Source organism: Thalassotalea ganghwensis, assembly GCF_053485795.1.
In genome coordinates, this window is sequence record NZ_JBQRUM010000004.1 from 263,523 (window position 1) to 287,965 (window position 24,443).

21 protein-coding genes and 1 tRNA gene are annotated in these 24,443 nt (G+C 39.7%); 6 read left to right on the forward strand and 16 right to left on the reverse strand.

Going from position 1 to position 24,443, the window contains the following annotated elements:
* The first annotated feature begins 356 nt into the window (after nt 1-356).
* Nucleotides 357-1,133, forward strand: a complete 777-nt coding sequence (locus tag ACSLUH_RS06255; protein ID WP_448565434.1) for a glutathione S-transferase family protein — start codon at nt 357-359, stop codon at nt 1,131-1,133.
* Nucleotides 1,134-1,315: 182 nt separating this feature from the next.
* Here ACSLUH_RS06255 and ACSLUH_RS06260 read toward each other — a convergent pair whose 3' ends face one another.
* Nucleotides 1,316-2,161, reverse strand: a complete 846-nt coding sequence (locus ACSLUH_RS06260; protein ID WP_448565435.1) for a hypothetical protein — start codon at nt 2,159-2,161, stop codon at nt 1,316-1,318.
* A 143-nt stretch (nt 2,162-2,304) separates the two neighbouring features.
* Nucleotides 2,305-3,420, reverse strand: a complete 1,116-nt coding sequence (locus ACSLUH_RS06265; RefSeq protein WP_448565436.1) for an anhydro-N-acetylmuramic acid kinase — start codon at nt 3,418-3,420, stop codon at nt 2,305-2,307.
* Nucleotides 3,421-3,613: 193 nt separating this feature from the next.
* On the opposite strand from ACSLUH_RS06265, the gene ACSLUH_RS06270 reads away from it, so the two are divergent.
* Entirely contained in the window at nt 3,614-5,350 is a 1,737-nt protein-coding gene (locus ACSLUH_RS06270; protein WP_448565437.1) for a diguanylate cyclase domain-containing protein, read from the forward strand.
* Between the two features lie 292 nt (nt 5,351-5,642).
* Here ACSLUH_RS06270 and ACSLUH_RS06275 read toward each other — a convergent pair whose 3' ends face one another.
* The 5 genes from ACSLUH_RS06275 to ACSLUH_RS06295 are packed head-to-tail and all read right to left on the reverse strand — an operon-like array spanning nt 5,643 to nt 10,307.
* Complete coding sequence (locus ACSLUH_RS06275) at nt 5,643-6,581, reverse strand: 5-oxoprolinase subunit C family protein (RefSeq protein WP_448565438.1); 939 nt, start codon at nt 6,579-6,581, stop codon at nt 5,643-5,645.
* The gene (gene pxpB / locus ACSLUH_RS06280) at nt 6,581-7,309 is read right to left on the reverse strand and encodes a 5-oxoprolinase subunit PxpB (RefSeq protein ID WP_448565439.1); all 729 of its coding nucleotides are present in this window, start codon (nt 7,307-7,309) and stop codon (nt 6,581-6,583) included. Before pxpB ends, ACSLUH_RS06275 begins: the two co-directional genes overlap by 1 nt.
* The gene (locus ACSLUH_RS06285; protein ID WP_448565440.1) at nt 7,297-8,013 is read right to left on the reverse strand and encodes a 5-oxoprolinase subunit PxpA; all 717 of its coding nucleotides are present in this window, start codon (nt 8,011-8,013) and stop codon (nt 7,297-7,299) included. Before ACSLUH_RS06285 ends, pxpB begins: the two co-directional genes overlap by 13 nt.
* Nucleotides 8,003-8,803, reverse strand: coding sequence for a L,D-transpeptidase family protein (locus ACSLUH_RS06290; RefSeq protein WP_448565441.1), 801 nt, complete (start codon nt 8,801-8,803; stop codon nt 8,003-8,005). The genes ACSLUH_RS06285 and ACSLUH_RS06290 overlap by 11 nt, the downstream gene beginning before the upstream one ends.
* Nucleotides 8,804-8,813: 10 nt before the next feature.
* Entirely contained in the window at nt 8,814-10,307 is a 1,494-nt protein-coding gene (locus ACSLUH_RS06295; protein WP_448565442.1) for a C40 family peptidase, read from the reverse strand.
* 577 nt (nt 10,308-10,884) lie between these two features.
* Between ACSLUH_RS06295 and ACSLUH_RS06300 the strand changes: the two genes are divergently transcribed.
* Nucleotides 10,885-11,688 carry a substrate-binding periplasmic protein gene (locus ACSLUH_RS06300; RefSeq protein WP_448565443.1) on the forward strand — a complete coding sequence of 268 codons (804 nt, stop codon included), beginning with the start codon at nt 10,885-10,887 and terminating at the stop codon, nt 11,686-11,688.
* Nucleotides 11,689-12,044: 356 nt separating this feature from the next.
* Here ACSLUH_RS06300 and ACSLUH_RS06305 read toward each other — a convergent pair.
* From ACSLUH_RS06305 to rlmE, 7 genes are all read right to left on the reverse strand, one after another.
* Nucleotides 12,045-12,129 (reverse strand) — tRNA-Leu (locus ACSLUH_RS06305).
* Between the two features lie 18 nt (nt 12,130-12,147).
* Nucleotides 12,148-12,570 (reverse strand): preprotein translocase subunit SecG, encoded by a 423-nt coding sequence (gene secG, locus ACSLUH_RS06310; RefSeq protein WP_448565469.1) that lies wholly within the window; start codon nt 12,568-12,570, stop codon nt 12,148-12,150.
* A gap of 4 nt (nt 12,571-12,574) precedes the next feature.
* Nucleotides 12,575-13,345: a triose-phosphate isomerase gene (gene tpiA / locus ACSLUH_RS06315; RefSeq protein ID WP_448565444.1), complete on the reverse strand. Its 771-nt coding sequence runs from the start codon at nt 13,343-13,345 to the stop codon at nt 12,575-12,577.
* Between the two features lie 100 nt (nt 13,346-13,445).
* The gene (gene glmM, locus ACSLUH_RS06320; RefSeq protein WP_448565445.1) at nt 13,446-14,783 is read right to left on the reverse strand and encodes a phosphoglucosamine mutase; all 1,338 of its coding nucleotides are present in this window, start codon (nt 14,781-14,783) and stop codon (nt 13,446-13,448) included.
* Between the two features lie 20 nt (nt 14,784-14,803).
* Entirely contained in the window at nt 14,804-15,583 is a 780-nt protein-coding gene (gene folP / locus ACSLUH_RS06325; protein WP_448565446.1) for a dihydropteroate synthase, read from the reverse strand.
* 144 nt (nt 15,584-15,727) lie between these two features.
* The gene (ftsH, locus tag ACSLUH_RS06330; protein ID WP_448565447.1) at nt 15,728-17,650 is read right to left on the reverse strand and encodes an ATP-dependent zinc metalloprotease FtsH; all 1,923 of its coding nucleotides are present in this window, start codon (nt 17,648-17,650) and stop codon (nt 15,728-15,730) included.
* A gap of 70 nt (nt 17,651-17,720) precedes the next feature.
* A complete protein-coding gene (gene rlmE / locus ACSLUH_RS06335) occupies nt 17,721-18,350 on the reverse strand; it encodes a 23S rRNA (uridine(2552)-2'-O)-methyltransferase RlmE (RefSeq protein ID WP_448565448.1) in 630 nt (209 codons plus the stop codon).
* A gap of 135 nt (nt 18,351-18,485) precedes the next feature.
* On the opposite strand from rlmE, the gene yhbY reads away from it, so the two are divergent.
* From yhbY to ACSLUH_RS06350, 3 genes are all read left to right on the forward strand, one after another.
* Nucleotides 18,486-18,782, forward strand: a complete 297-nt coding sequence (yhbY, locus tag ACSLUH_RS06340; RefSeq protein WP_448565449.1) for a ribosome assembly RNA-binding protein YhbY — start codon at nt 18,486-18,488, stop codon at nt 18,780-18,782.
* 421 nt (nt 18,783-19,203) lie between these two features.
* A complete protein-coding gene (locus ACSLUH_RS06345) occupies nt 19,204-19,896 on the forward strand; it encodes a MipA/OmpV family protein (protein WP_448565450.1) in 693 nt (230 codons plus the stop codon).
* 302 nt (nt 19,897-20,198) lie between these two features.
* On the forward strand, nt 20,199-20,546 hold the full coding sequence (locus ACSLUH_RS06350; protein WP_448565451.1) for a rhodanese-like domain-containing protein: 348 nt from the start codon (nt 20,199-20,201) through the stop codon (nt 20,544-20,546).
* Between the two features lie 69 nt (nt 20,547-20,615).
* On the opposite strand, the gene greA is transcribed toward ACSLUH_RS06350, so the two are convergent.
* Together greA and carB are read right to left on the reverse strand one after the other, a co-directional pair.
* Nucleotides 20,616-21,092, reverse strand: a complete 477-nt coding sequence (greA, locus tag ACSLUH_RS06355) for a transcription elongation factor GreA (protein WP_448565452.1) — start codon at nt 21,090-21,092, stop codon at nt 20,616-20,618.
* Nucleotides 21,093-21,206: 114 nt separating this feature from the next.
* A complete protein-coding gene (carB, locus tag ACSLUH_RS06360) occupies nt 21,207-24,425 on the reverse strand; it encodes a carbamoyl-phosphate synthase large subunit (protein ID WP_448565453.1) in 3,219 nt (1,072 codons plus the stop codon).
* Nucleotides 24,426-24,443: the final 18 nt, after the last annotated feature.

The following is a 24,443-nucleotide window of genomic DNA, read 5'->3' on the forward strand; positions in this document are numbered from 1 at the left end:
ATAATCAATTGAACTATCATTTGCAAGGATGCAGACAATGAAAACATCCGCATCAATACCCCCTTCAATACCGCCATCTCTGGTTAAAACTTGGCTCTTTTTAATAAGGTGTCGAGATCCGAGACTGGCTAAATCACGCTTTATTGCTTTCGCTCAAATTAAACGACATTTTGGCAACTTAACGTTAGCCAAACTCTATTTAGAGCAAATAACTGACAACAACATAGAGATAATTATCATATAAAAATTTTCAAAAAAATTAACAATAAAAATAACGTTTAGTTATATGAGGACCTTTTGATTTTTTAACACTTATGTCAAAATACCATGACGATAACTAACAATATTAATTGCTTGTGCTAACTCTTTATACTCATTTTAATGCTGTTTGTGGACAGAAAGTCCATTTGTTACTACATCAATTACCTATCGCATATACCTTGTATCCTGTAAATTTACGTGGTGGCGAACAACATAGCACCTGGTTTAAGGAGCTTAATCCCAAAGCTCAAGTTCCCGTTCTACAAGACGGCACTACGATAATCTATGAGTCTAACGATATTTGTCTATATTTAGATCGAAAGTTTAATCAAAATCGTTTTATTCCCACAACATTACCAGAACAAAAGAAAATGCATGAATGGCTCGCATACATCGACCAAAGTATTCATCCTGCATGTAGCACAGTTAGTTGGTCAATCGCGATAAGACCAGAAATGGCAACACTTACAGAACAACAACTTAAAGAGCATTTTGAATCAGTTCCTGATGCACAACGACGTGACCGTCAACTTAAAGCCTTAAAATTTGGGCTAAAGTTACCCGAATTATCAGCAGCCATTGCGGTACATAAAGGTTTTGTCAATAAAATAGGTCGAACCCTAGTTGATAGCGACTATTTATTAGGGCCGAATGTTTCCCTGGCTGATATTGTTACCCTCCCCTATGTTCAACGAATGGCAATGTTATCGCTCGACGGCTTGTGGTCTGATAATACACTTGTCGCTCAGTGGTTTGAGAGAATGAAACACCTACCAGGATATGACGAATGTTTTAATAGTTATTACCCGCCTGGTTTTATTCAACGATGGCATGAATATGGCAAAAAAGCACTCTCTAGCCTAGCGCTGTAATCATAATAGTAGCCTCAGTCACAATACCTCAACGAAAGGGGCAATAGCCATTTTTAAGAATAGCACCATCAGCATTAGCTCATTTGTCGTAACTAAACTACGCTTACGCTGCTTTGATTTTATCAAAAGTAACCGATTGCAGAAAATTCAAACAAAGATCAACAGGCCCTTAGAGACTTGTTTCAATATTTCGCTAGTAGACCTATTTGTCGATAACTTAAACTTATATCAGTGATTGATATATCTGCCTCTAAATAAAGCTCTTTTATTGAGCTTGATGGTAATGTAATAAAATCTTCTAAGGTTTGGTTAGTCGCTGTATCAAGTGTGATCACTATTGCGGTTATCGTTTGGTCAAGTTTACCTAACTTGTCAGTTACAGATCCGTCAATGAAATCATGGGCAGATAACGATAGCTGTACTTTTTCATCGATAGCAGAAACGTAATATCGATAATAACCCGCAGCTGTTGCTTTGTAATCATCGACACCTTTGGACATTAAGGTAAATGTTAACACCGCTGGCTCTTCTAATAACTTATTTAGCCAATCTTGACTAATGATCCCATCTCGAATGTATTGATTGTAATAATGCGATGCTTCAAAAGGCGTCGGTATCACAGAATTGCGACCATTTATTGCTAGGGTCAAAGATAAGTTGTTAAGTTGCCCTATGGTTAAGTTTCTGTCTTCAAGAGACAATATTATGCCATTACTATTTTGGTTGAATGCATGGCTTAGTTTCCTAACTAATACCGTTTCAACTTCTAAGTGACGTTGCGAATTATGGATAACTTCAGTCGCTTTGATATGATAGGCACCAGACAATTGCGCTAAATCATTATATTCATCAGGATAAAACGATACGTGGCTCCAACCATTTATTTCTTCCAATGTTAAAAAGGTATGTTGAGTGGAATTCTGATCGGTTGCTAACACCGACGGCGAAGTATTCGCTGTTGACTGTATCGATGTATTAAAATCAGGCCCTTGACAGCCCAACAACATAAATACACTGAGAAATAACAAAGAAGTATTACTAATTTTTTTTAAAATCATATGGTTAATAAATTATAATTTTATTATTAACCTTAGTCTTTAAAACCAATATTTGCCAAATTTTGTTTTAATTAAATAGGCAAATATTTTGCAAAAAGTGAAAAGTGCAGCGGTTAAATGACAGGAGTAATGTTACCTAAAATCGCCGCTTTACTGGCACCCGTTACACTAGGTGAGTTCCCCACCTTGCGGTTGATACATTGATGTGCCAACCACGCAAATGCAACGGCCTCGATATAATCGGGATCAACATTAAGTGCCTGGGTGGTTTTTACATTGGCTTTTGGTAACATCCTTTGCAGACAAGCCATCAGCAATTGATTTTTTATACCTCCCCCGCACACATATACGTCATGGCAATAGTTTGTTCCAATCCCATTAGCAATGGTGACAGCAGTAAGCTCAACCAATGTTCTTAATAAATCTTTATCAGACAAATGAATATACTCACTCCCAAGATATCGATTTAACCAATCAAGGTTAAAATATTCTCGTCCGGTACTTTTTTCACCGGTTTTTGCAAAATATTGATCAGATAACATTGCATCTAACAAAGGTTTACACACTTGACCTTGAGCGGCTTTTTGACCATTTTTATCACAACTGAGGTTATATCGATTTTGCATGATGATATCGAGCAAGACATTACCGGGGCCAGTGTCATAGCCAATAAGAGAGTCTTCATCGATGACACTAATGTTAGCAATCCCGCCTATATTGACAAAAACCCCTTTGTGTTTGTCATTAGTCAATAACAAGCTTCGATGAAATGGTGGTACAAGTGGCGCTCCTTGGCCGCCAAGAGCAATATCCATACTGCGAAAGTCTGATATCGTTGTAATCCCTGTATTGGCGGTTAAAACACTGGCATTAAGCAATTGCATTGAAAAAGGGTATTGACCAAAAGGATGGTGGTAAACCGTCTGACCATGGCAACCAACTGCACGAATCTGGTTGGCGTTTATCGATTGCTTTTCCAATAATACATTGACCGCCTCGCCATAACATAGGCTTAATTTAACTTGCAATTCACCTAATGCTTTTAAGTGCACTTCTCCCGTCTGACAAAGCATTAAAATTTGCTCTCTGATATCTTCTAGGAAAGGATATTCTATGCCATCAAGAAACGTTGTCTTTTGATCATCAACACAAACTAATGCAACGTCAATAGCATCAACACTGGTTCCTGACATAATGCCAATATAAAGCGTGCCTTCAAGGTCTACCACAAATAGCCACCAAATTTGTAATCAGGCCAATACTATACCAAGCTTTATTGAATAAACCTATGCTAGGTTTAGGCTACAAAGAGAAGTCGCTAGCGTTATTAATGAGATATACAACGATAGGTTGCTAAATTAATATGCCTATAGTAAAAATGCTAAAAGCAAGAAAGTACAAAAGCAGCTTCAGGGAACAAAGATGCTAAAAACAGTAAAAGTGCCTCAAGACTTTCAAGCCTTGTTTGAACTCGCTGAAGCCAAAGTCAGTGAATTTTTTAGCGAGCAAAAAGCATCGCCTGAGAAAGGCTCTATTGAGATCCACAAATCACGCTATGTTTTAGTACGAGGAGCTGCCTTTTCAGTTGAGTTTTTTCAGTTAGTCAGGAAGATTTTTGGCGATAAGCATCAAAACGAAGCCGATGTTTTCGCGGCTAGCTTATTGTATGAACTTGCTCATGCCGTTGGGCAATCGGATGCACAAAACTTCCATGAAACCATGAATCTTACTGATCCTATCGCAAAACTATCTGCAGGGCCGATTCATTTTGCTTATTCAGGTTGGGCATCTGTTGAAATAATGCCTGAATCAACACCGTCACCCGATGAGAATTTTTATCTGGTATATAAACATCCCTACTCGTTTGAATGTGATGCCTGGTTAGACAGTGACTTTAGTACAGACCATCCCGTCTGCATTATGAATGCGGGATATTCAAGTGGTTGGTGTCAAAAAAGCTTTGGCATCCCATTAGAAGCACGAGAGATTACCTGCCGCTCTCAAGGGCAAGAAGATTGCTTGTTTATCATGGCTCAACCGCAATGTTTAGACGATAAAATTTGCCAATTTATTGAATTACACCCTGAACTCGAGATATCGGCGATAGATTTTACAGCAAAACCCCAAGCTGGCAGCATTTTTAATAAAGATGATAGTTCATTTCAAATTGAAATTCAGCAACGCCTGCTAACTTATGCACGAAATTTAGAAGCCACTAAAAAAGAATTATCTCAAAAAGTCGAACTCCTTAATAAGGAAATAGAAGTTAGTACAAAAGCGAAAAATGCACTATTAGAAAGTGAACAACGTTGGCGAGAACTCAGTAATGCGACATTTGATGCCATTATTATTATTCAAAATGGCCTTATTGTTGACGTTAATAGAGCATCTGAAGCGATGTTTTCAGTCGAGCACAAAGCGTTATTAAACTATTCGCTAGAAGAACTGTTTAATCATGAAAATGCACAATTGATCACTAAAGCGATCGAAAATCAAGAAAGTAAACTATCAAACATGCATTTGCTTTCTAACCAATCTGAAAAATTTGTCGATCTGCAGTTTCATGATGCACACTTTAATGGCCTTCCTTCAACCATTATCGCCATTAAAGACATTACAGAACAAGCGATCGCAATACAAAGACTAGAGCGATTAGCCAATTATGATGCGCTGACAGGGTTACCTAACCGAACCCGTTTTCAGCGTATTGTTAATCGAGATTTAATGAACTCCACCTTTAATCAACAACATGCGATGTTGTTTCTAGATTTGGATAATTTCAAAAGCATTAATGATAGTTATGGCCATTCTGCCGGCGATCACTTGTTGTTTGAAATTGCCAAACGGATGACCGAAGTTGTGCGTGGAGATGATGTTATTTGTCGTTTAGGGGGTGATGAATTTGCCATCTGGTTAAGTCATATCAACAACCCAAAGACACCCGCTATTGTTGCTCAGCAAATATTATCTACCTTAACCAGCCCTATTGTTATTACTCACGAACAAATTTATGCCACTTTTAGTATCGGTATCGCCACCTACCCAAATGATGGTACAGACTACAATGACCTAACGAGAAACTCAGATACCGCCATGTATGTTGCTAAACGGCAAGGTAAGAACCAGTATCAATACTACACTAACACTAAAGAATCCTAACAGCGCCTATCTAAAAACAATCATGGTTATACCAATCTGCATAAATATTTAATCACTTAGAACTGCAGGAGAGGCATTAGAACAAACAAGATTTTCACAGATATAGTCATTCTACATCAAGGAAATATTGTGCCGTTATCATGTTGCTCCTGAGTTCCCAAAGGGCGAGTTTTAATGACTTATATGCAGCGTTATTGATTTTGACATGGGAAAAACCATTCTCTTCAATCAATGCCTTGCCTATAAGTCATTAAATCCTCGCTAAGAGGCTAAATATTTATGCAGATTGGTATTAAATGACATCCAACAGTAATTGTTTTTCTCGCCACTGATGGTCTTTATTTACCGCCGCTATAGCCTGCTCTGCACTTAATGGGTAAAAGCTCACTTGTGCGCCTGGTTGACATTGCGACAATTTGCTGCCATCCAATGATAATATTGAACCGAGTTTGTGGTAACCACCAATGGTTTGCCGATCATTAAGCAACACGATTGGTTGCCCATCTTGCGGTACTTGAACCGCCCCATAACAAATTCCCTCTGAGGTTAATTCAGCCTTTGGCACCTCGATAGGTTTACCACTCAACCGATAGCCCATTCTATTACTTGCTTCGGTTACCCGATAGGCTTGATTGAAAAATTGCTTAAGTGCCTTAGCACAAAACACTTTTGCTTGATAACCAACCACAATACCAAGCTGTAACTGTTGATGATAACGAGGAATAATCTCTTGCGATAATGCTTTGAGTGTTTGGTGTTTAATCACTTGGCAAGGTAGGCTATCGCCTTTAGAGAGTGCATCTCCATTAAGACCACCAACACTATCTTTTACAACTGTGGTTGCACTACCAAACTGTTTACTAACCGTAAATCCTTGTTGCACCCCCAAATAAACTCTAGTACCTTGCTTAGCATAACCTAGCTTTATTTTTGCACCAGCTTTTACGTTATGACTACACCAGTTTGCCTTTCTAATGCCATCAATAAATAATGGTGCGTTAGCACCAGTAACGGCGATAACCTGCTCAGACGTACACTTAAGTTCAATTCCGCCAAGTGTACATTCAATCGCTACCGCATTATTATCATTATCAAGTAAACGATTAAGCCAGTAAAAAGCATTTTCGTCAGCAGGTCCTCCTTGTGCCAAGCCCATAGCGCCATAGCCAAAACGGCCTTTATCAACCAAAATACTTGAAATACCGCTGTTTTGTACGATGAATGAAGACACTATAAAACGCCTCCTTGAGCAACAAAATCAGCTTTGTTGATTTTCTTAAAGCGCACTTTATCTCCAACTTGAAGCAGCATTGGTGGGTTACGATCTTTATCGAACAAATCAAAAGGTGTAGAACCAATGATATGCCAGCCACCTGGCATGCTATTAGGGTAGATAGCAGTTTTATCATTTGCTATTGCAACCGCTCCTTTGGGTACTTGAGTGCGTGGGGTTTGCCTTCTGGGTAAAACAATGCGCGGGTCTAAATTTCCTAAGTAACTAAAGCCAGGAGCAAAACCAATTGCTTGAACATAATAATCCGTTTGCATATGAAGCTCGATCACCTGTTCTTTTTGCAAACCAGTTTGCCTAGCGACATAATCTAAATCTTGTGAGACTTCCTCACCATAATATACTGGGATATCTATCGATTTGATTGAACTTTCCGGATGCAAATGACTCTGCTTGAATAACTTTTCAATGCTTGATGTAATCGATTCAATGGTTAGCTTGTTGATGTCAAATACCACGAGCAATGAGCGAAACGCAGGAACTAATTCAATAACCTGCCCTTTTAGTGATAGATTAACTTCTTCAGATAACGCGACTATGGCACGGTATATATCTTGATCGGTGATATCTGTTTCATTATCGCGTTTATTCAAATAGCAAATAATGGCATTTTCACTAGCAACTTCAATCGCAAGGGTCATCATATCTGCTAACGCTATCGTTTGCATATTTTACTAATCTCCTTGATCAGTTTTACACCATCAATATTATCGCCATGAACACATATACTTTCTGCAGCAACAGAAATTTTTTTACCATGCTGCGCAATGACTTGTTGATAGTGTTGTAGCAATTTTACTTGCGATATGGTTTGTTCACTTGAAAGCACTGCCCCTGATTCTGATCTTGCTAACAGGTTTCCATTATCGGTATAGCGACGATCTGCAAACGCTTCGAGTATCAATGTAACACCATAGTGCTTAGCGAGCTTTTGATAACGTTCAATAAATGGCGTCGCTTGAATCATTAGCGATAAATCGTTACTAAAATCCGCGATAACTGTTAGCAATAACTCATAGATAGAAATATCTTTCATCATATCATTGTATAGCGCACCATGAGGTTTAACATAGCTAACCTTAAGCTCAAATAATGCTGCCGCGTCAATGAGTCGACTAATTTGTTTACGGGTAATATCCTGTAACTCTTGACTTGACATTGTCATAGAAACACGTCCAAAATTTTTGCGATCAGGATAACTTGGATGCGCCCCTACCATCACGTTGTGTTGTTTAGCCAGCTGTAATGTTTTCGCCATTAAGGCGTCATCGCCAGCATGCTCTCCACAGGCGATATTGGCCATATCAATATATGGCATAACAAAAGATTCGACGTTATTATCGAGCTCCCCTAAATCGCAGTTAAGAAGCACTTTTATTCACCTTTATCGCAGGTAATTGCCATGTTTTTTGGCGCTGCTGATAGTCAGCTAACGTCATCAAAATGAAAATAGGATTTTTTTCAGTATTTAGCCATGATAATAAACGATCAAGTTGTTTTTCTGCCATTGCAGTGCAACCGGCTGTACCTTGACTTTCTCCTCGCCATATATGCATAAAAATACAACTCCCAGCTTGCGCAACATTCGCAGGATTATGCGCGACAAAAATTCCTTTTTTGTATAACTGATCACCTAAGTGAATATCACGCCGCATTGGCTCAGAGCTACCTTCAACCGCTGACTGACCATACTGCGTAGTTGAGATAACTTGGTTATAAAAAGGTGACTGATTAACATCAATACAATAATCTTCCTTAGCCATTGATTGGTATGGCAATAACGTTTGCAATTTGGGTAAATAACCAAAAGCACCCGTTAATGAAAAAATACCACTTGGTGCTTTGCCATCGCCTTCTCTTTTTTGAATACCGCTTTGCTGAGGGTGTAGTCCTATTCCCCATGCAACGCCTTTCTTACCGACTACGACATCAGTTTGAATAGAATAGCGCTGCCAATCTATGCTATCTGCCTGGCCAGAGCGTTCAAAGGTATAAAGTTTACCAATAACCGAGTTTTCCTCATCAACCACCACAACAACGACTTGTTGGCTATCAAGTTTTGTTAAAGAAAAGTTTTGTGGCTGGCTTACCGCTGCAAAGCTGATCATAATGGCAACAGTAAAGGTGCAGAGCTGTAATAAAAAGCTAAATATATATCGCATCGCGTACCCTTTAATGACTTAATTCAAAATAGCGTTTTATCGCCGACAAGTTAGTTAAATACTGTTCAAACGGCATTAATGGCGTCACTGAAACCCCATTGAGAGTGCCCTCAATGGTTTGACCTTGCTGATCGATAAGCGATAATCCAAACACATCATGAATAATAAAGGGTTCATTTTGATCAAAACCGATAAACATGGCGACATGACCCGGTAAAAATAACATATCACCAGCTTTCAATGTGGTTAACGCTGGTAATTTATCAGACACCGTCATGTCTGCGTTAAATCGCACCTCGCTACCGATCACATTTTGCTCTTGCTGACTCGTATTTCTTGGCAACAACAAACCAAAGGTTTTAAATATTTCACCGATAAAGCCAGTGCAATCTCTGGCGTTAAAGTCATGCCCCCAGCCATATCGCTCTCCTAAAAACTTAAACGCTTGTTTAATGATGTTGGCTTGCGTCATCGCTAAGTAACCAAGATTAACATCTGCACTTCTCGGGATTAGTGTTGGTTTTAAGACTAATTCCCCCCTACCATTGCGGGTTGGCAGAGAGACAACGTAACTGGCTAAGATATGTTGATTATGTACATGAAATTCATCTAGTTGTTGCGGTAAAAGTAACGGCAAAGTAACGCCCATGTCTAACTGGATTGTAGATGTTGTTTCATCATTGGGGTTAAATGTGGTAAACACCTTATTACCAGTGACCACAAGTTTATGCTTTGCATTGATAAACTGCGCTATTTCACTTTTATTTGCGATCGCAATTGCGTCTTTTTCAACCCACGCTCGATAATGGTAATTCTGGATAAAATACCATTTTCTATCGGCACTGGTATGCAGTATCGCCACAGCTTCTCCCGGAAATACCGCGGACTCTTGAAACCTATCGATATCTGTTTGGCCGCGTTGACTAAACACGCGATCAAAGGTTGGAAACGTACGTAAACTTGCACGTTGCGTTACCAAGCCATACAGGACTTGTTGCGGGTCTTTTTGGCGCGTTAATCGTCGTAAATTTAAATTGTTAATATAGGCTGAGTAATCGTGTTTTGTTAGCACTCTTCCACGCTCGTTATATCGCAGGTCAGAAGGAACCTTACTCAATTTTTCGATTAATGAAATCACCTGCTCGTTCGCTAACGTTGCTGCGACATCAAGTGGTCGATGTAAAAACTCTTGCTGAGAAAATTGCTGATTATTTAACGCGTCGATTTGAGCTTTGGTTAATAAAGTTTGCTCTCCCTTATCTAACTTAGCTATCCAGTACTCTGGCGCTAAATGCTGCTCATCAAGGAATGGAATATTGGTTTGCCATAAGCCATTCGTTTCCTCTTTAGCAAAAAGCTTAAAAGAGAAACAGAATAGAACAACCAAAAGCCACAAACACAGATAATTTTTGCGATGATAAACTGGGTAAAACTGTGTAACTATTAACAACCGATTAAACATATCAAGTAGAACCAAACAGTTGAACAAAGGTTTATATGTCACATACCAATCCGCATAAATATTAAATATTTATGCGGATTGGTCTAACCTTACCATTAGACGATTTTAATAAAAAGTACTGTCTTCTGTTAACGTCTAACGATTACCTTAAAACGACACGTTGTCTTTTTTCAATAAACATTAATCAAGCATAGATAACGTTAGATAACGCTGCACTAATGGCAAAAGCTAGGTATTTAATTTTCATTATTTTATTTCCCCTGTTAACGGTATTGCGGTTGCCTAAACGGGTCACTAATTGGAAGCTCACCACTTATTCAGTTAGACAAGATTCCCATCCCACTAGATGACATTGGCTATACTCGCAAGATATTCACGGGCAAATCCTCTTAAAAAATGTCGTTTTCTCCCCAAAAACTAAGTTAGGTGTATGAAAAAAGCACTGGATACGTGTCGTAAATAAGTACTTGGGACTGATGTAGAGCTGCCAAAATAGAAAATTAGTTGGCTGAGAAAATAGAATATATGTCGAATATTTGTTCATATATTGATAAACTGCATTGTTGTTGTAATTCAAGCTCCCTGTTGGGCTTCTAGGAAATGTTTTATTAAGTTTTGTATGCAAAAAATCACATTATCAAAAAGGACTTTAACGTGTGTTTCCACATGGTTATTAGCAAGTTATTACTCAACACCACTATTGGCACTTGAGCCCTCTTCAACAATAAAAGAAACGCTGTCTGTAGCAGCAATAGATTGGTGCCCGCAGATTTGTCCTAAAGATAATGAATATAACGGTTATATTGTTGATCTTTTGAAGAAGATCTATCCCAACAATGAGTTTGATATCCAAATAAATTACCTTCCATGGTCAAGAGCAATTAAATACACCAGAGAAGGCGACGCTGATGTCATACTCTCTCCTGCCAAAGCAGAAGCCCCAGATTTAGTCTACCCAATAGAGCCTATTGGCATTCAAACGATGTGTTTTTTCACACTGCCAAAATCTACATGGCAATATAATGGCGTAGATTCTCTCGCTAATTTAACAATAGGTATCGCGCAGGATACTTCAATTGAAGAGTTAAATAGTTACGTAGAAAACAATAAGCATCAATTCCAGTTTCAACCTTATTTAGATCGTTATGTCGAGCAAAATGTTGGAAAACTGGTGAGAGGCAGAATAGACACATTCCTCTTTACTAAAAATACAATTAGCTTTTTACAAAATCAGAATAGTGATATGCCAGCATTAAAAAATGCAGGCTGTGTCTCTACCGCCAATATTTATATCGCTTTTTCGCCAAAAATAGCTCCTGATAAGCGAGAAAAATTAGTAAAACACCATGATGAAAAATTATCTCAGATGTATAAAAACGGTGAGGTAATTAATGTTTTACGTAAATATGGGCTATCTCTGTAAACTACCTAACAAAAAACATTGCATAAGACGTAGCACAAAACACAAACAATCAGACGTTTAAGCTTTGCTAATATTTCTGACATGTGAGTTTTTAGTTAATTCATTGCCTATGGTTGTAGAAATAGCCAGCTATTTCACCACAATATAACGTAGAATTTAATAATAAGAACTAGCAATGCACTCTTTATCCACAGCTGAGATTAGTTAGTAAAACTCACTAGCTTGGGCGACAAAATGAGTTGCACTAGCATTAATTTACTTAGCTATGTTTTATAAAGCGCCAATTGAAAACCCAAGTTTATTACATTAAAAGACAAGCAATAAAAAAGCGCATGATTAGTCATGCGCTTTATATTTGGTGCAGATGGAGGGACTCGAACCCTCACGCCGCGAAGCACCACCCCCTCAAGATGGCGTGTCTACCAATTCCACCACATCTGCAAATGTGTTTACTAAAGACTATTGCGGAATATTACTTTCGTTGTCTTTTTTATCCGCTGTACCTTCTTCGCTAGCAGGTACATCACTATTAGTAATTGGAGCAGTACCTGTTGGTACGTCGCTATTTGGTTCAGCACTAACCGCTGGAATATCACTTGCACTCTGCTCTACTGGCGATGCTAAGTCGTTCCATTCGTCTGTCGCTTTTACACGATTTGCAGTTAAGTTACCTAGTACAAGACTGATAGCGAAAAATGCAATTGCTAACCAGGTTGTTGCTTTGGTTAGAAAATTACCCGAACCACTTGACCCAAAAATAGTTGCTGAAGAACCTGCACCAAACGATGCCCCCATGTCAGCCCCTTTACCTTGTTGGATCAGTACCAAGCCAATCAAGCATAACGCTACGATTAAGTACACAACAATCAAAATTTGATACAACATATTATTGCCCTTTAGCAGCCAAACAAATTTGACTAAATTCGTCGACTTTTAAACTAGCACCACCAATAAGACCACCGTCAATATCTGGTTGTGCAAATAAGTGTTCACAGTTTCCTTTATTAACGCTACCGCCGTACAATAAAGGTACTTTACTTGCCACATCTTCACTTTCATTCGCCAAAAACTGTCGGATAAAAGCATGAGTTTCTTGTGCCATTTCTGGCGAAGCTGTTTTACCTGTACCTATTGCCCATACCGGCTCATACGCGACAACAACTTCTGTAAATTTTTCTATACCTATTAAATCAATAACAGGCTGCAATTGGGAAGCCAATACCGTCTCTGTTTGTTGAGACTGTCTTTCTTGTTCACTCTCACCAACACACAATATCGGTGTCAGACCACTTTCCAATGCCTTTGCTACTTTCTCAGCAACCAAGTGGCTCGTTTCATGATACAGGCTTCTACGTTCTGAGTGACCTAAAATAACATAATTAACATTACATTCTTTTAGCATTGTACTCGATACTTCGCCGGTATATGCACCACTTGATTTTTCACTCATATTTTGAGCACCAAGACCAAACTGCTCTGACAATTGGCATTGACTCATTGAAAGTGAAAAAGCCCCTAAATAAGGAAAGCTCGGACAAACTACAACGTTAACATTATTTGCAAGCGTGATATTACTCAAACCACTTGTCATTTCTTCTACTAACGAAAGGCTACCATTCATTTTCCAGTTGGCAGCTACAATTGCTTGTCTTGTCATTTGTCTTTCCTAAATTGAAGCGGCGAGATATTAACTAACCTCGCCGAAAGATACAAGCATTAACATCAATATCTTGTTCATTTGCTCATATTTCAACCCATTAGCATGAGTTTTTTACCACATCCGCAATTTGGTGGGCAAGCGTCGTTACTTCATCATGATCGGGCCCTTCCACCATAACACGAATAAGTGGCTCAGTACCTGACTTTCTAAGTAGCACTCTTCCTCTACCTTCAAGGATATTATTAACGTTCTCAACCGCTAAGGTCACTTCGTGTGAACTTAACGGATCGCTATTACCATTAAAGCGCACGTTAACTAACACTTGAGGAAGTTTTTCCATGCCCTGACGCAATTCAAACAATGTTTTCCCGCTACTGCATATTGCCGTTAAAACATTTAAAGCAGCGATAATTCCATCACCTGTAGACGTATGTTTGAGGTTAATAACATGGCCTGAGTTTTCTGCACCTAACTGCCAGCCATTTTCTTTAAGCATTTCCATAACATAACGATCACCAACCTTGCTACGTAAGAACGGAACACCCATCTCAGCTAACGCCAGTTCCAAGCCCATATTGCTCATTAAGGTACCAACAACACCACCTTGAACGCTTCCCGACTTCATATCATTTGAAGCAATGACGTAAACACACTCGTCACCATCAACCACATATCCAGTATGATCGACCATCATTAAACGATCACCATCACCATCGAGTGCGATACCAAGATCTGCTTGATGCTCAACAACCGCTTGTGAAATAGCATCCATGGATGTAGCACCACATCCATCATTAATATTAAGTCCATTGGGCTTAGCACCAATAGCGATGACTTCTGCACCTAATTCTCTAAATACGTTGGGAGCGATATGATAAGTCGCCCCATGAGCGCAATCGACGACTATCTTCATACCTGCTAATGAATATTGACTTGGAAAATTACTCTTACAAAATTCAATATAACGACCTGCAGCATCTTCTATTCGATTAGCCTTGCCTAATAATCGCGACTCTATCGTCCCCATCGGTTTATCTAACTCAGCTTCAATCGCGAGTTCAACATCATCTGGTAATTTTTGACCATCTTGAGAAAAGAACTTGATGCCATTGTCATGATAAGGATTATGAGATGCACTGATGACAATGCCGGCTTCTGCACGAAATGTTTTGGTTAAATAGGCTATACCTGGCGTCGGCATAGGTCCTAGCAAACCGATATCAACACCTGCGGCTGAAAACCCAGCCTCTAAAGCCGATTCAAGCATATAACCTGATATACGGGTATCTTTACCAATAAGCACTTTTTTAGTGCCTTGTGCCGCCAGTACTTTACCTGCGGCATAACCTAATTTCATGACAAAGTCTGGTGTAATTGGATATTGTCCAACAAGACCACGTACTCCATCGGTACCAAAATACTTTCTTTCTGACATAAAGCTCTCCGTTGTCAGTTCTACTTATTATTTTCTGTTGCCGCTAACACAGCAAGCACATCATGTGTTTCTTTAACATCATGTACGCGAATTATTTTTGCCCCTTGCTGAGCAGCAATTAAGGCAGTTGCGAGACTACCTGCTAAACGCTCGTTAGGGCCTCTATTGACCAAATTGCCTATCATCGACTTTCTCGATGTTCCTGATAAAACAGGTAATCCGAAGCTATCAAATGCAGACAAATTAGCAAGTAATTTATAATTTTGCTCAAGTGTTTTACCAAAGCCAAAACCAGGATCGAGAATTAAACGTTGCCGCTCTATGTCATGTTCAGCGCATTGAGTGATTCTATCTTCAAAAAAAACCTTAATATCCGAGATAACGTCGTCATACTGAGGGTTAATTTGCATTGTTCTTGGTTGCCCTTGCATGTGCATTAAGCAAATAGGGATGTCCGTTTGTGAAACTACAGACAAACAGCCTTCATTTTGCAATGCACAAACATCATTAATAATGTCGACGCCATTTTCGATCGCTTGCGCCATTACCTCAGCTTTACTGGTATCAATCGACACTAAAACATCAAAGCGTTGCTTGATTGCTTTAAGTAAAGGAATAGTGCGTTCAAGCTCTTCTTTTACCGCAACGGCTTCTGCTCCTGGTCTTGTTGATTCGCCGCCAATATCAATTATCTTAGCACCGTCACTCATCATTGCCTCAACTTGTGCTAGGGCTTTAGCTTGGGTATTAAACTTCCCGCCATCAGAAAAAGAGTCTGGCGTGACATTTAATATTCCCATGATACATGGCGAACCCAGGTCCAACGTAAATGATTGGCAAGTTAATTGTTTAGATAGATCGTTACTCGTTGCAAACATAGTCATAATACAAAAAGAAATAAGGGATAAAACAAAGCCCCGATAGTCGAGGCTTTGAATTCATCGCTACTTGGCAGGAGCGTCTGAAGGATTGCTTAAATCAGGTTTTACTTCACTTTTACCTGTAGGTGGCTTTGATGAATCTGATGAATGGTCATCCCACTCAGCTGCTGGCTTGCGTACTTCTCTGCGCGCCATTAGATCGTCGATCTGACCTGCATCAATGGTTTCATAATGCATCAATGCATCTTTCATCGCATGCAAAATATCTTCATTTTCTTTTAATATTTTCTCTGCACGTTTGTAGTTGCGCTCAACAAAAGATCTAATTTCTTCATCTATTGCTTTAGCGGTTTCATCAGACATATGAAGGCTTTTAGCTGATGTTCTTCCTAAGAACACCTCACCTTCTTCTTCAGCAAACAACATAGGACCCATTTTTTCTGAAAGACCCCATTGAGTTACCATCTTGCGAGCTAATTGTGTAGCACGCTCAATGTCGTTAGAAGCACCTGTTGATACTTTATCTGGACCGTAAATCATTTCTTCAGCAATACGACCACCATACAATGAAGAAATATTGCTTTCCAAGTGTTGCTTGCTATGACTGAATCGGTCTTGTTCAGGTAAGTACATTGTTACACCTAATGCACGTCCACGAGGGATGATACTTACCTTATACACAGGATCATGATCTGGTACTAATCGACCAACAATTGCATGCCCTGCTTCGTGATAAGCCGTCATTTCCTTTTCGCTTTCTGACATGACCATTGAGCGGCGCTCTGCCCCCATTAAGATCTTATCTTTTGCTTTTTCAAATTCATCCATCGATACCAAACGGCGACCTGCTCGAGCTGCAAACAAAGCGGCTTCGTTAACAAGGTTTGCTAAGTCCGCGCCAGAAAAACCAGGTGTACCACGTGCAATGACCGATGCTTTAACATCATCGCCTAAAGGAACTTTACGCATGTGTACTTTTAAAATTTGTTCACGACCGCGAATATCAGGTAAACCAACGGTTACTTGACGGTCAAAACGCCCTGGACGTAATAACGCCGGATCAAGAACGTCAGGACGGTTAGTTGCCGCAATCACGATAACACCTTCATTGCCTTCAAAGCCATCCATTTCAACAAGCATTTGGTTAAGTGTTTGTTCACGCTCATCATGTCCACCACCTAATCCAGCTCCACGTTGGCGACCTACGGCATCAATTTCATCGATAAAAATAATACATGGTGCTGATTTTTTTGCTTGTTCAAACATGTCTCGTACGCGTGACGCACCAACACCAACAAACATTTCGACGAAATCTGAACCAGAGATAGTAAAGAACGGTACTTTTGCTTCACCTGCAATTGCCTTCGCAAGCAAGGTTTTACCTGTACCAGGTTGACCTACCATCAACACGCCGGATGGAATGCGACCGCCAAGTTTTTGGAAACGAGAAGGATCTTTTAAATAATCGACCAACTCAGCCACTTCTTCTTTCGCTTCATCACAACCAGCGACATCCGCAAACGTTGTTTTTATTTGATCTTCACTCAGTAAACGCGCTTTACTTTTTCCAAAGGACATCGCACCTTTACCACCGCCACCTTGCATTTGGCGCATAAAGAATATCCACACACCGATGAGCAAAATCATTGGGAACCAAGAAATAAAAATGGTCGTTAGCATACTTGGTTCTTCAGGTAATTCACCTTTAGCAACGACACCCTGCTTAACTAGATCATTAATTAAATCTCTATCGTATCCACCAGGAATAACTGTGACAAAAGTTTCACCGCTGCGCTTTGTACCTTTAATTACACCATTGCGATCGACAACCGCTTCTCGGATCTGCCCTTGATTAACGTCTTTGACGAATCGGGTATAATTAATTTCTGACTGATTTCCTCCACTCGGTGTGAAACTTTGGAAAACAGACATTAACACAACGGCTATTACTAGCCACAAAATAAGATTTTTTGCCATATCGCTCAACTTAATGACCTCTTGCTAATAGTTACAACGGTAGTATAACTGATGTAATCAGGTAATTTTAACTAATTTACTACAATTTGTATCCGGTCGCCACCAGATAAACTTCGCGTGATCTTGCTCGAGAAGCGTCAGGTTTACGGGTTTTAACCGTCGTAAATGAACTTCTCACATCCTTTAAAAATTGCTCAAAGCCCTCTCCTTGAAACACTTTTACAACAAAGGCACCATTCTTTTTCAGTACTTGGTGACACATATCAAGCGCTAATTCGACCAAATACATACTTCGTGCTGCATCCGCTGCATCATTACCGGTAAAATTAGCCGCCATATCTGACATGACCACATCGATATTTTTACCATCGATTTTATCCAGTAGCGTATCAAGAACCGCTTCTTCTCTAAAGTCTCCCTGAAGAAAATCAACACCAGCAATAGGATCAATGGGTAAAATATCACAGGCAACAACTTGACCATTATCACCTACGGCTTTCACTGCATATTCAGACCAACCACCAGGGGCCGCACCTAAATCTACGACTTTCATGCCGGATTTGATCAACTTATCTTTGTTATTTATTTCTTCGATTTTAAAATAAGCACGAGAGCGTAGCCCTAATTTTTGCGCTTTTTTGACATACTCATCTTCAAAATGCTCTTGCATCCAACGAGCGCTGCTTGCAGTTAACTTTTTCTTACTCATTCAATTCTCTAATGACAGCAATATACTTCAATTATTCGACTGTCGTCATGCATGCTGATTAAACAATATTAGTATTACAGACAAGATGAGGGTAAAATAGTGCTAATTCAAGCTAACTTGTAACGAAAATTGTTAATGAGCCTAAATAAAAAACAAATACAGTACCTTAAAGGTTTAGCCCACTCTCTAAAACCAGTAGTTTTATTGGGGAGTAATGGCTTAACTGAAGCCGTCATAGCAGAAATTGATTTTGCATTAAATCATCATGAATTAATCAAGATAAAGATCCCAACAGATGATCGGGAAACAAAAGGGTTAATTGTCGACGCTATCGTCCGCGAAACCAATGCAATTAAAGTCCAAGTTATTGGCAAAACATTGGTTTTGTATCGAGAATCAGAAGAGAAAAAAATTCGCATTCCTCGTGCATAATTCTCACTAAGATAGCCTTTTATTGAACAAGGCCAAACTTGTTCTCTCCGAAAATGCACTAAGAGCAGACGATTATGATACCAAGTCTGCTCCAACTTTTTAGCTCTTAGGCATCAGGAAATAAGTACATCGAACGTTAAACGCAACGTTCGATTGTTTGATCCCTTCACTAACGTTCTGCGTAGACTACAATTAATCAATCACTCAATCAGAACAGCATTTTACACAACACTTGGTTCTGTTCTAAAAAACTGAGACAAGAAAATGAAAAAGCTCATCTTTCTATTGTTTATCCTCATGTTAAACACGCCCTTTTCTCAAATTGCAATGGCGCAGAACAAACAACACGTTTTAGCAGAACAAACAACACGTCTTAGTAGCACTGCCTTCGCTAGAAGATTTTTCTAAAGGCGACAATGGCTTGGCAATTGGACTTGGCTTGGGTGTAGAGTATGAATCTGCTTACGAAGGTTCAGATGAGTTCGGTATTGAAGTCGATCCTGCCGGCGCTGTGCAATGGCGACAAGACAATGATATTTTCTATTGGGCTGGAGAAGCACTTGGCTGGCGAGGACTTCGTGCCCAAAACTGGTTATTCGATGTCGCCGTGAGTTTTGATGAAGGGCGAGAAGAAAGTGATTCCGATGACGGATATTTGGATGGACTCGGTAACGGCGATGAAGGACTTGAATTCGTATTGCAATTACGCACCGCCTTTGATTCAGATTGGCGATATTGGCTAGATGGAAGAGTGGTTACTGGTGAGGATGGTAGCCTTGGCCTGTTAGGTTTTGGCACGCGCTTTGGTGAACATAATGACGGCAGCGGACATGAACTTGCTATTGCTGTCGTTTTTCACGATAGCGATTACGCCAATAAAGACTTCGGTGTAAGCCTGGAACAATCAAAAACATCCGGATTAAATGAAACCGTGTTAGAAGGTGGATTTCGCTCTGTTGGGATCAATTATCATTATCGACACATTGTTAACGAGAATTGGCAAGTTTTTGGTGAAGCAGTCTACGAGCGTTATAGCAGCGATATTGAAATCAGCCCAATAGCCCGCGCTAATTATGAAGAGGAAATAGGTATTGGTTTTATTTATGTATTCTAGAGCGCTAATAACAATCCTTAGGATTATGGTTAGCGAGTTGCCTTATGTTTGCTAACATATCTTGCCTTAATCAAGCGGCTGCGACTAACCTGTCAGTATAAAATGTATTGCAAGCGACTTCTTTATATCGCCCCTTTTCTTTACAACGATTAACCATACAAGTCACTGATACAAAATATTGCTGTAAAACCTGACATTAGGACATTTATAAAAAGCGATAATTTCTTCATTTACAGCGACATCCGTTCTATATTACATTAGATAATCATAATATAATTAATCCATAGATATCTGGAGCTAATATGATTTCCCCTATGTCAGCACTGGTTGAGCAAGCAAAAAAATCAATCGAAACAATATCGGTAAGTGATGCAAAAAAATATTTCGATGAACATCAATCTATCCTAATAGATGTTCGAGAAAACATAGAAGTTGAAGCCAGTCAGATAAAAGGCTCTATCGCGATAAGCCGCGGTTTACTGGAAGCGAAGATAACCAGTATTTGTGACGATCCGCAACAATCAATATTGGTTCATTGTCAAAGTGGCGGACGAGCCTGTTTAGCAACAGAGCAGCTAAATAAAATGGGCTACAAAAACGTTAAAGCGATCCTTGGTAGTCATCAAGAAATGTGTGATCAGTTTAATTAGTAAAACCCCTTAATAAAAAACGCCGCTTAAAGCGGCGTTTTTTAAACTCATTATTCAAGCATCTATAACTTAAATATGCTCAACAGCTATTATTTCATACTCAACAACACCACCTGGTGTTTTGATCTCAATTTCACTGTCAACCATTTTGCCAATTAACCCTCTCGCAATAGGCGAGTTAATTGAAATACGATTGTTTTTAATATCAGCTTCGTCATCACCAACGATTTGATACTTTACTTCTTCATCGGTATCGATGTTAAGTAAAGTCACGGTAACACCAAAAATGACTTTACCAGTGTTAGGAATTTTAGTCACATCGATTATTTGTGCATTTCCTAATTTGCCTTCAATGTCTTGAATTCTGCCTTCACAAAAGCCTTGTTGCTCTCTTGCCGCATGATATTCGGCATTTTCTTTTAAGTCACCATGCTCGCGCGCTTCTGCAATGGCATTAATGATTTCTGGGCGCTTTACTGTTTTCAAGTAATTCAGCTCATCTTTTAATGCATCAGCGCCGTGTATCGTCATTGGATATTGATTCATTTTAAATCTTCTTTCCGTAAAATTTTAAGCCACGCTAATTAAAAAGTGGTTTTTTCTCTAGAAAAAACCACTCGTTTGTTAACGCTTTGGTTAATGGATTAATACTATTGTAACTTAACTACACTGTTTGTGAAGCTCTTGAATAGAGGTTACTGTATTTCTATCATCTGCAGCATGAGATTGGCAAGTCGCAAACGCCGCATTTAGTGTCGTTGTATATGGGACTTTATAACGTAAGGCTCCACCACGCAAAACTTTTGAATCTTCAATCGCTTTACGACCTTCTGTAGTATTAATGATATAGCTATACTCACCATTCTTGATTCTATCAAGGATATGAGGTCGACCTTCATGCACTTTATTAACACGACGAACCGGAATACCAGCTTCTCTCAAGATAATTTCGGTGCCATGTGTTGCATCAAGGTCATACCCTAACTCAACAAGTTGCTTTGCTAAATCTAACACGCGTGTTTTATCACTATTACGTACAGAAACTAAAGCGCGTCCTGACTTAGGTACAAAATTTCCCGCACCTAAATTGGCTTTTGCATAAGCTTCTTCAAACGTTTTACCAACGCCCATCACCTCGCCTGTTGAGCGCATTTCAGGGCCTACTAACGGGTCACTACCATGGAACTTGTTAAACGGAATAACCACTTCTTTAACAGAAAAATATGGAGGAATTACCTCTTTAGTCATATTTTGCTCAGCAAGGCTTTTCCCTGACATAACACGCGCACCCACTTTCGCTAAAGGAACTCCGGTCGCTTTAGATACAAACGGCACAGTACGTGCGGCGCGAGGGTTAACTTCAATTAAATACACCTTGCCATCTTTTACGGCCATTTGTGTATTCATTAAACCAACAACACCTAATTCAAACGCTAGTGCAGTAACTTGCTCACGCATCGTATCTTGTACTTCTTCACTTAAACTGTAAGCTGGCAGTGAACAAGCTGAGTCACCCGAGTGAACACCCGCTTGTTCTATATGCTGCATAATGCCGCCAACAACCACTGAAGTGCCGTCACAAACGACGTCAATATCAACTTCAATAGCATCATCTAAGAAATGATCAAGTAATACTGGTGCTTCATTAGAAACACTTACCGCTTCGTTCATATAACGTTTTAAATCAGTGACATCGTAAACAATTTCCATTGCTCGGCCACCTAATACATAAGATGGGCGAACAACTAATGGGAAACCAATCACTTCTGCTTTAGCAACGGCTTCTTCCAACGAAGTAACGGTGGCATTTTCTGGCTGTAAAAGCCCTAAGCGTTCAACCGCTTGCTGGAAACGCTCTCTATCTTCAGCACGGTCAATAGCATCTGGCGAAGTACCAATAATAGGTACACCAGCAGCTTCAAGCGCTCGCGCAAGTTTAAGTGGTGTTTGACCACCATACTGCACGATGACACCTTTAGGTTTTTCGATTCGAACTATTTCAAGTACATCTTCAAACGTAATTGGCTCAAAATATAAGCGATCAGAGGTATCATAATCCGTAGAAACGGTTTCTGGGTTACAGTTAACCATTATCGTTTCGTAACCATCTTCACGTAAAGCTAATGCGGCATGCACACAACAGTAATCAAATTCAATCCCCTGACCAATTCGGTTAGGACCACCACCTAAGATCATGATTTTTTCTTTGTCTGAAGGGTTAGCCTCACACTCTTCATCATATGTTGAATACATATAGGCTGTGTCAGAGCTAAACTCTGCCGCACACGTATCCACCCTTTTATAAACAGGATAGATTTCGGCTTGATGACGCATTTTACGAATTTCTGTTTCCGATACACCAATAACAGCGGCAAGGCGAGCATCAGAAAAACCTTTACGTTTTAACTGACGAAGGTACTCAGGTGTTAAACTCGCCATGCCACCTTCAGCAACCTTTTGTTCTTCTCTCACTAAATCTTCGATTTGGACCAAGAACCAGCGATCAATTTTAGTGGCATTAAAGACTTCGTCTAAACTTAAACCTAAACGAAATGCATCAGCGATATACCAAATGCGATCGGCACCAGCCTCTTGAAGCTCATGCATGATCGCTGTTTTAGCACCTGGTTTCGTTACATCAACCACAGGGTCAAAACCATTAACGCCGACTTCTAACCCGCGTAACGCTTTTTGCATCGACTCTTGTTGGTTACGTCCAATAGCCATAACCTCACCCACAGACTTCATCTGTGTAGTTAATCTGTCTTCTGAACCTGCAAATTTTTCAAAGTTGAAGCGAGGGATCTTGGTAACGACATAATCGATTGTCGGCTCAAATGACGCTGGCGTCGCACCACCCGTAATATCATTTGATAATTCATCTAAGGTGTAACCAACTGCCAATTTAGCGGCAATTTTAGCGATAGGGAAACCCGTTGCTTTTGATGCGAGTGCAGATGAGCGAGACACACGTGGATTCATCTCAATGATAACCATACGACCCGTATTTGGACAGACACCAAACTGAACGTTTGAACCACCGGTTTCAACACCAATTTCACGTAATACCGCTAACGAGGCATTACGCATAATTTGATATTCTTTATCTGTTAACGTTTGCGCAGGCGCTACGGTAATTGAATCGCCAGTGTGGATCCCCATTGGATCAAAGTTTTCGATCGAACAAATGATAATGCAATTATCATTTTTGTCACGAACCACTTCCATCTCATATTCTTTCCAACCGATCAGTGATTCATCGATTAACAATTCACTTGTTGGTGAAAGGTCTAAACCTCGGGTACATATCTCAGTAAACTCTTCGCGGTTATAGGCGATACCTCCACCTGTGCCACCCATAGTAAAAGACGGACGAATGATACACGGAAAGCCAATGCGTCCCATTGTTTCATGTGCTTCTTCTAAAGAATGAACAATCTCTGCACGTGGTGTTTCTAAGCCAATGTTTTTCATGGCTTTATCAAAACGATTGCGATCCTCTGCTTTATCAATAGCATCGGCAGTAGCACCAATCATTTCAACATTGTATTTTTCTAAGACACCATGCTTTTCAAGATCCAACGCACAGTTTAACGCTGTTTGGCCACCCATGGTAGGAAGCACTGCACATGGGCGCTCTTTTTCAATAATCTTACTAACAACTTCCCAGTGTATTGGTTCGATGTATGTTGCATCAGCCATTTCTGGGTCAGTCATGATTGTCGCAGGGTTAGAGTTAACTAAAACAACGCGATATCCCTCTTCCTTAAGCGCCTTACATGCTTGAGCACCAGAGTAATCAAATTCACATGCTTGACCTATAACAATGGGCCCTGCACCTAAGATCAAGATACTTTTTAAATCGGAACGTTTTGGCATATTATCTAATCTCTCTTC

Coding starts and splice junctions, on each gene's coding strand:
- ACSLUH_RS06350 (WP_448565451.1), top strand. CDS start 20,199: ATGATTTCCCCTATGTCAGCACTGGTTGAGCAAGCAAAAAAATCAATC.
- carB (WP_448565453.1), bottom strand. CDS start 24,425: ATGCCAAAACGTTCCGATTTAAAAAGTATCTTGATCTTAGGTGCAGGG.
- folP (WP_448565446.1), bottom strand. CDS start 15,583: ATGGGAATATTAAATGTCACGCCAGACTCTTTTTCTGATGGCGGGAAG.
- ACSLUH_RS06270 (WP_448565437.1), top strand. CDS start 3,614: ATGCTAAAAACAGTAAAAGTGCCTCAAGACTTTCAAGCCTTGTTTGAA.
- pxpB (WP_448565439.1), bottom strand. CDS start 7,309: ATGCAAACGATAGCGTTAGCAGATATGATGACCCTTGCGATTGAAGTT.
- greA (WP_448565452.1), bottom strand. CDS start 21,092: ATGAATCAATATCCAATGACGATACACGGCGCTGATGCATTAAAAGAT.
- yhbY (WP_448565449.1), top strand. CDS start 18,486: ATGAGCCTAAATAAAAAACAAATACAGTACCTTAAAGGTTTAGCCCAC.
- glmM (WP_448565445.1), bottom strand. CDS start 14,783: ATGTCAGAAAGAAAGTATTTTGGTACCGATGGAGTACGTGGTCTTGTT.
- ACSLUH_RS06290 (WP_448565441.1), bottom strand. CDS start 8,803: ATGCGATATATATTTAGCTTTTTATTACAGCTCTGCACCTTTACTGTT.
- ACSLUH_RS06300 (WP_448565443.1), top strand. CDS start 10,885: ATGCAAAAAATCACATTATCAAAAAGGACTTTAACGTGTGTTTCCACA.
- rlmE (WP_448565448.1), bottom strand. CDS start 18,350: ATGAGTAAGAAAAAGTTAACTGCAAGCAGCGCTCGTTGGATGCAAGAG.
- tpiA (WP_448565444.1), bottom strand. CDS start 13,345: ATGACAAGACAAGCAATTGTAGCTGCCAACTGGAAAATGAATGGTAGC.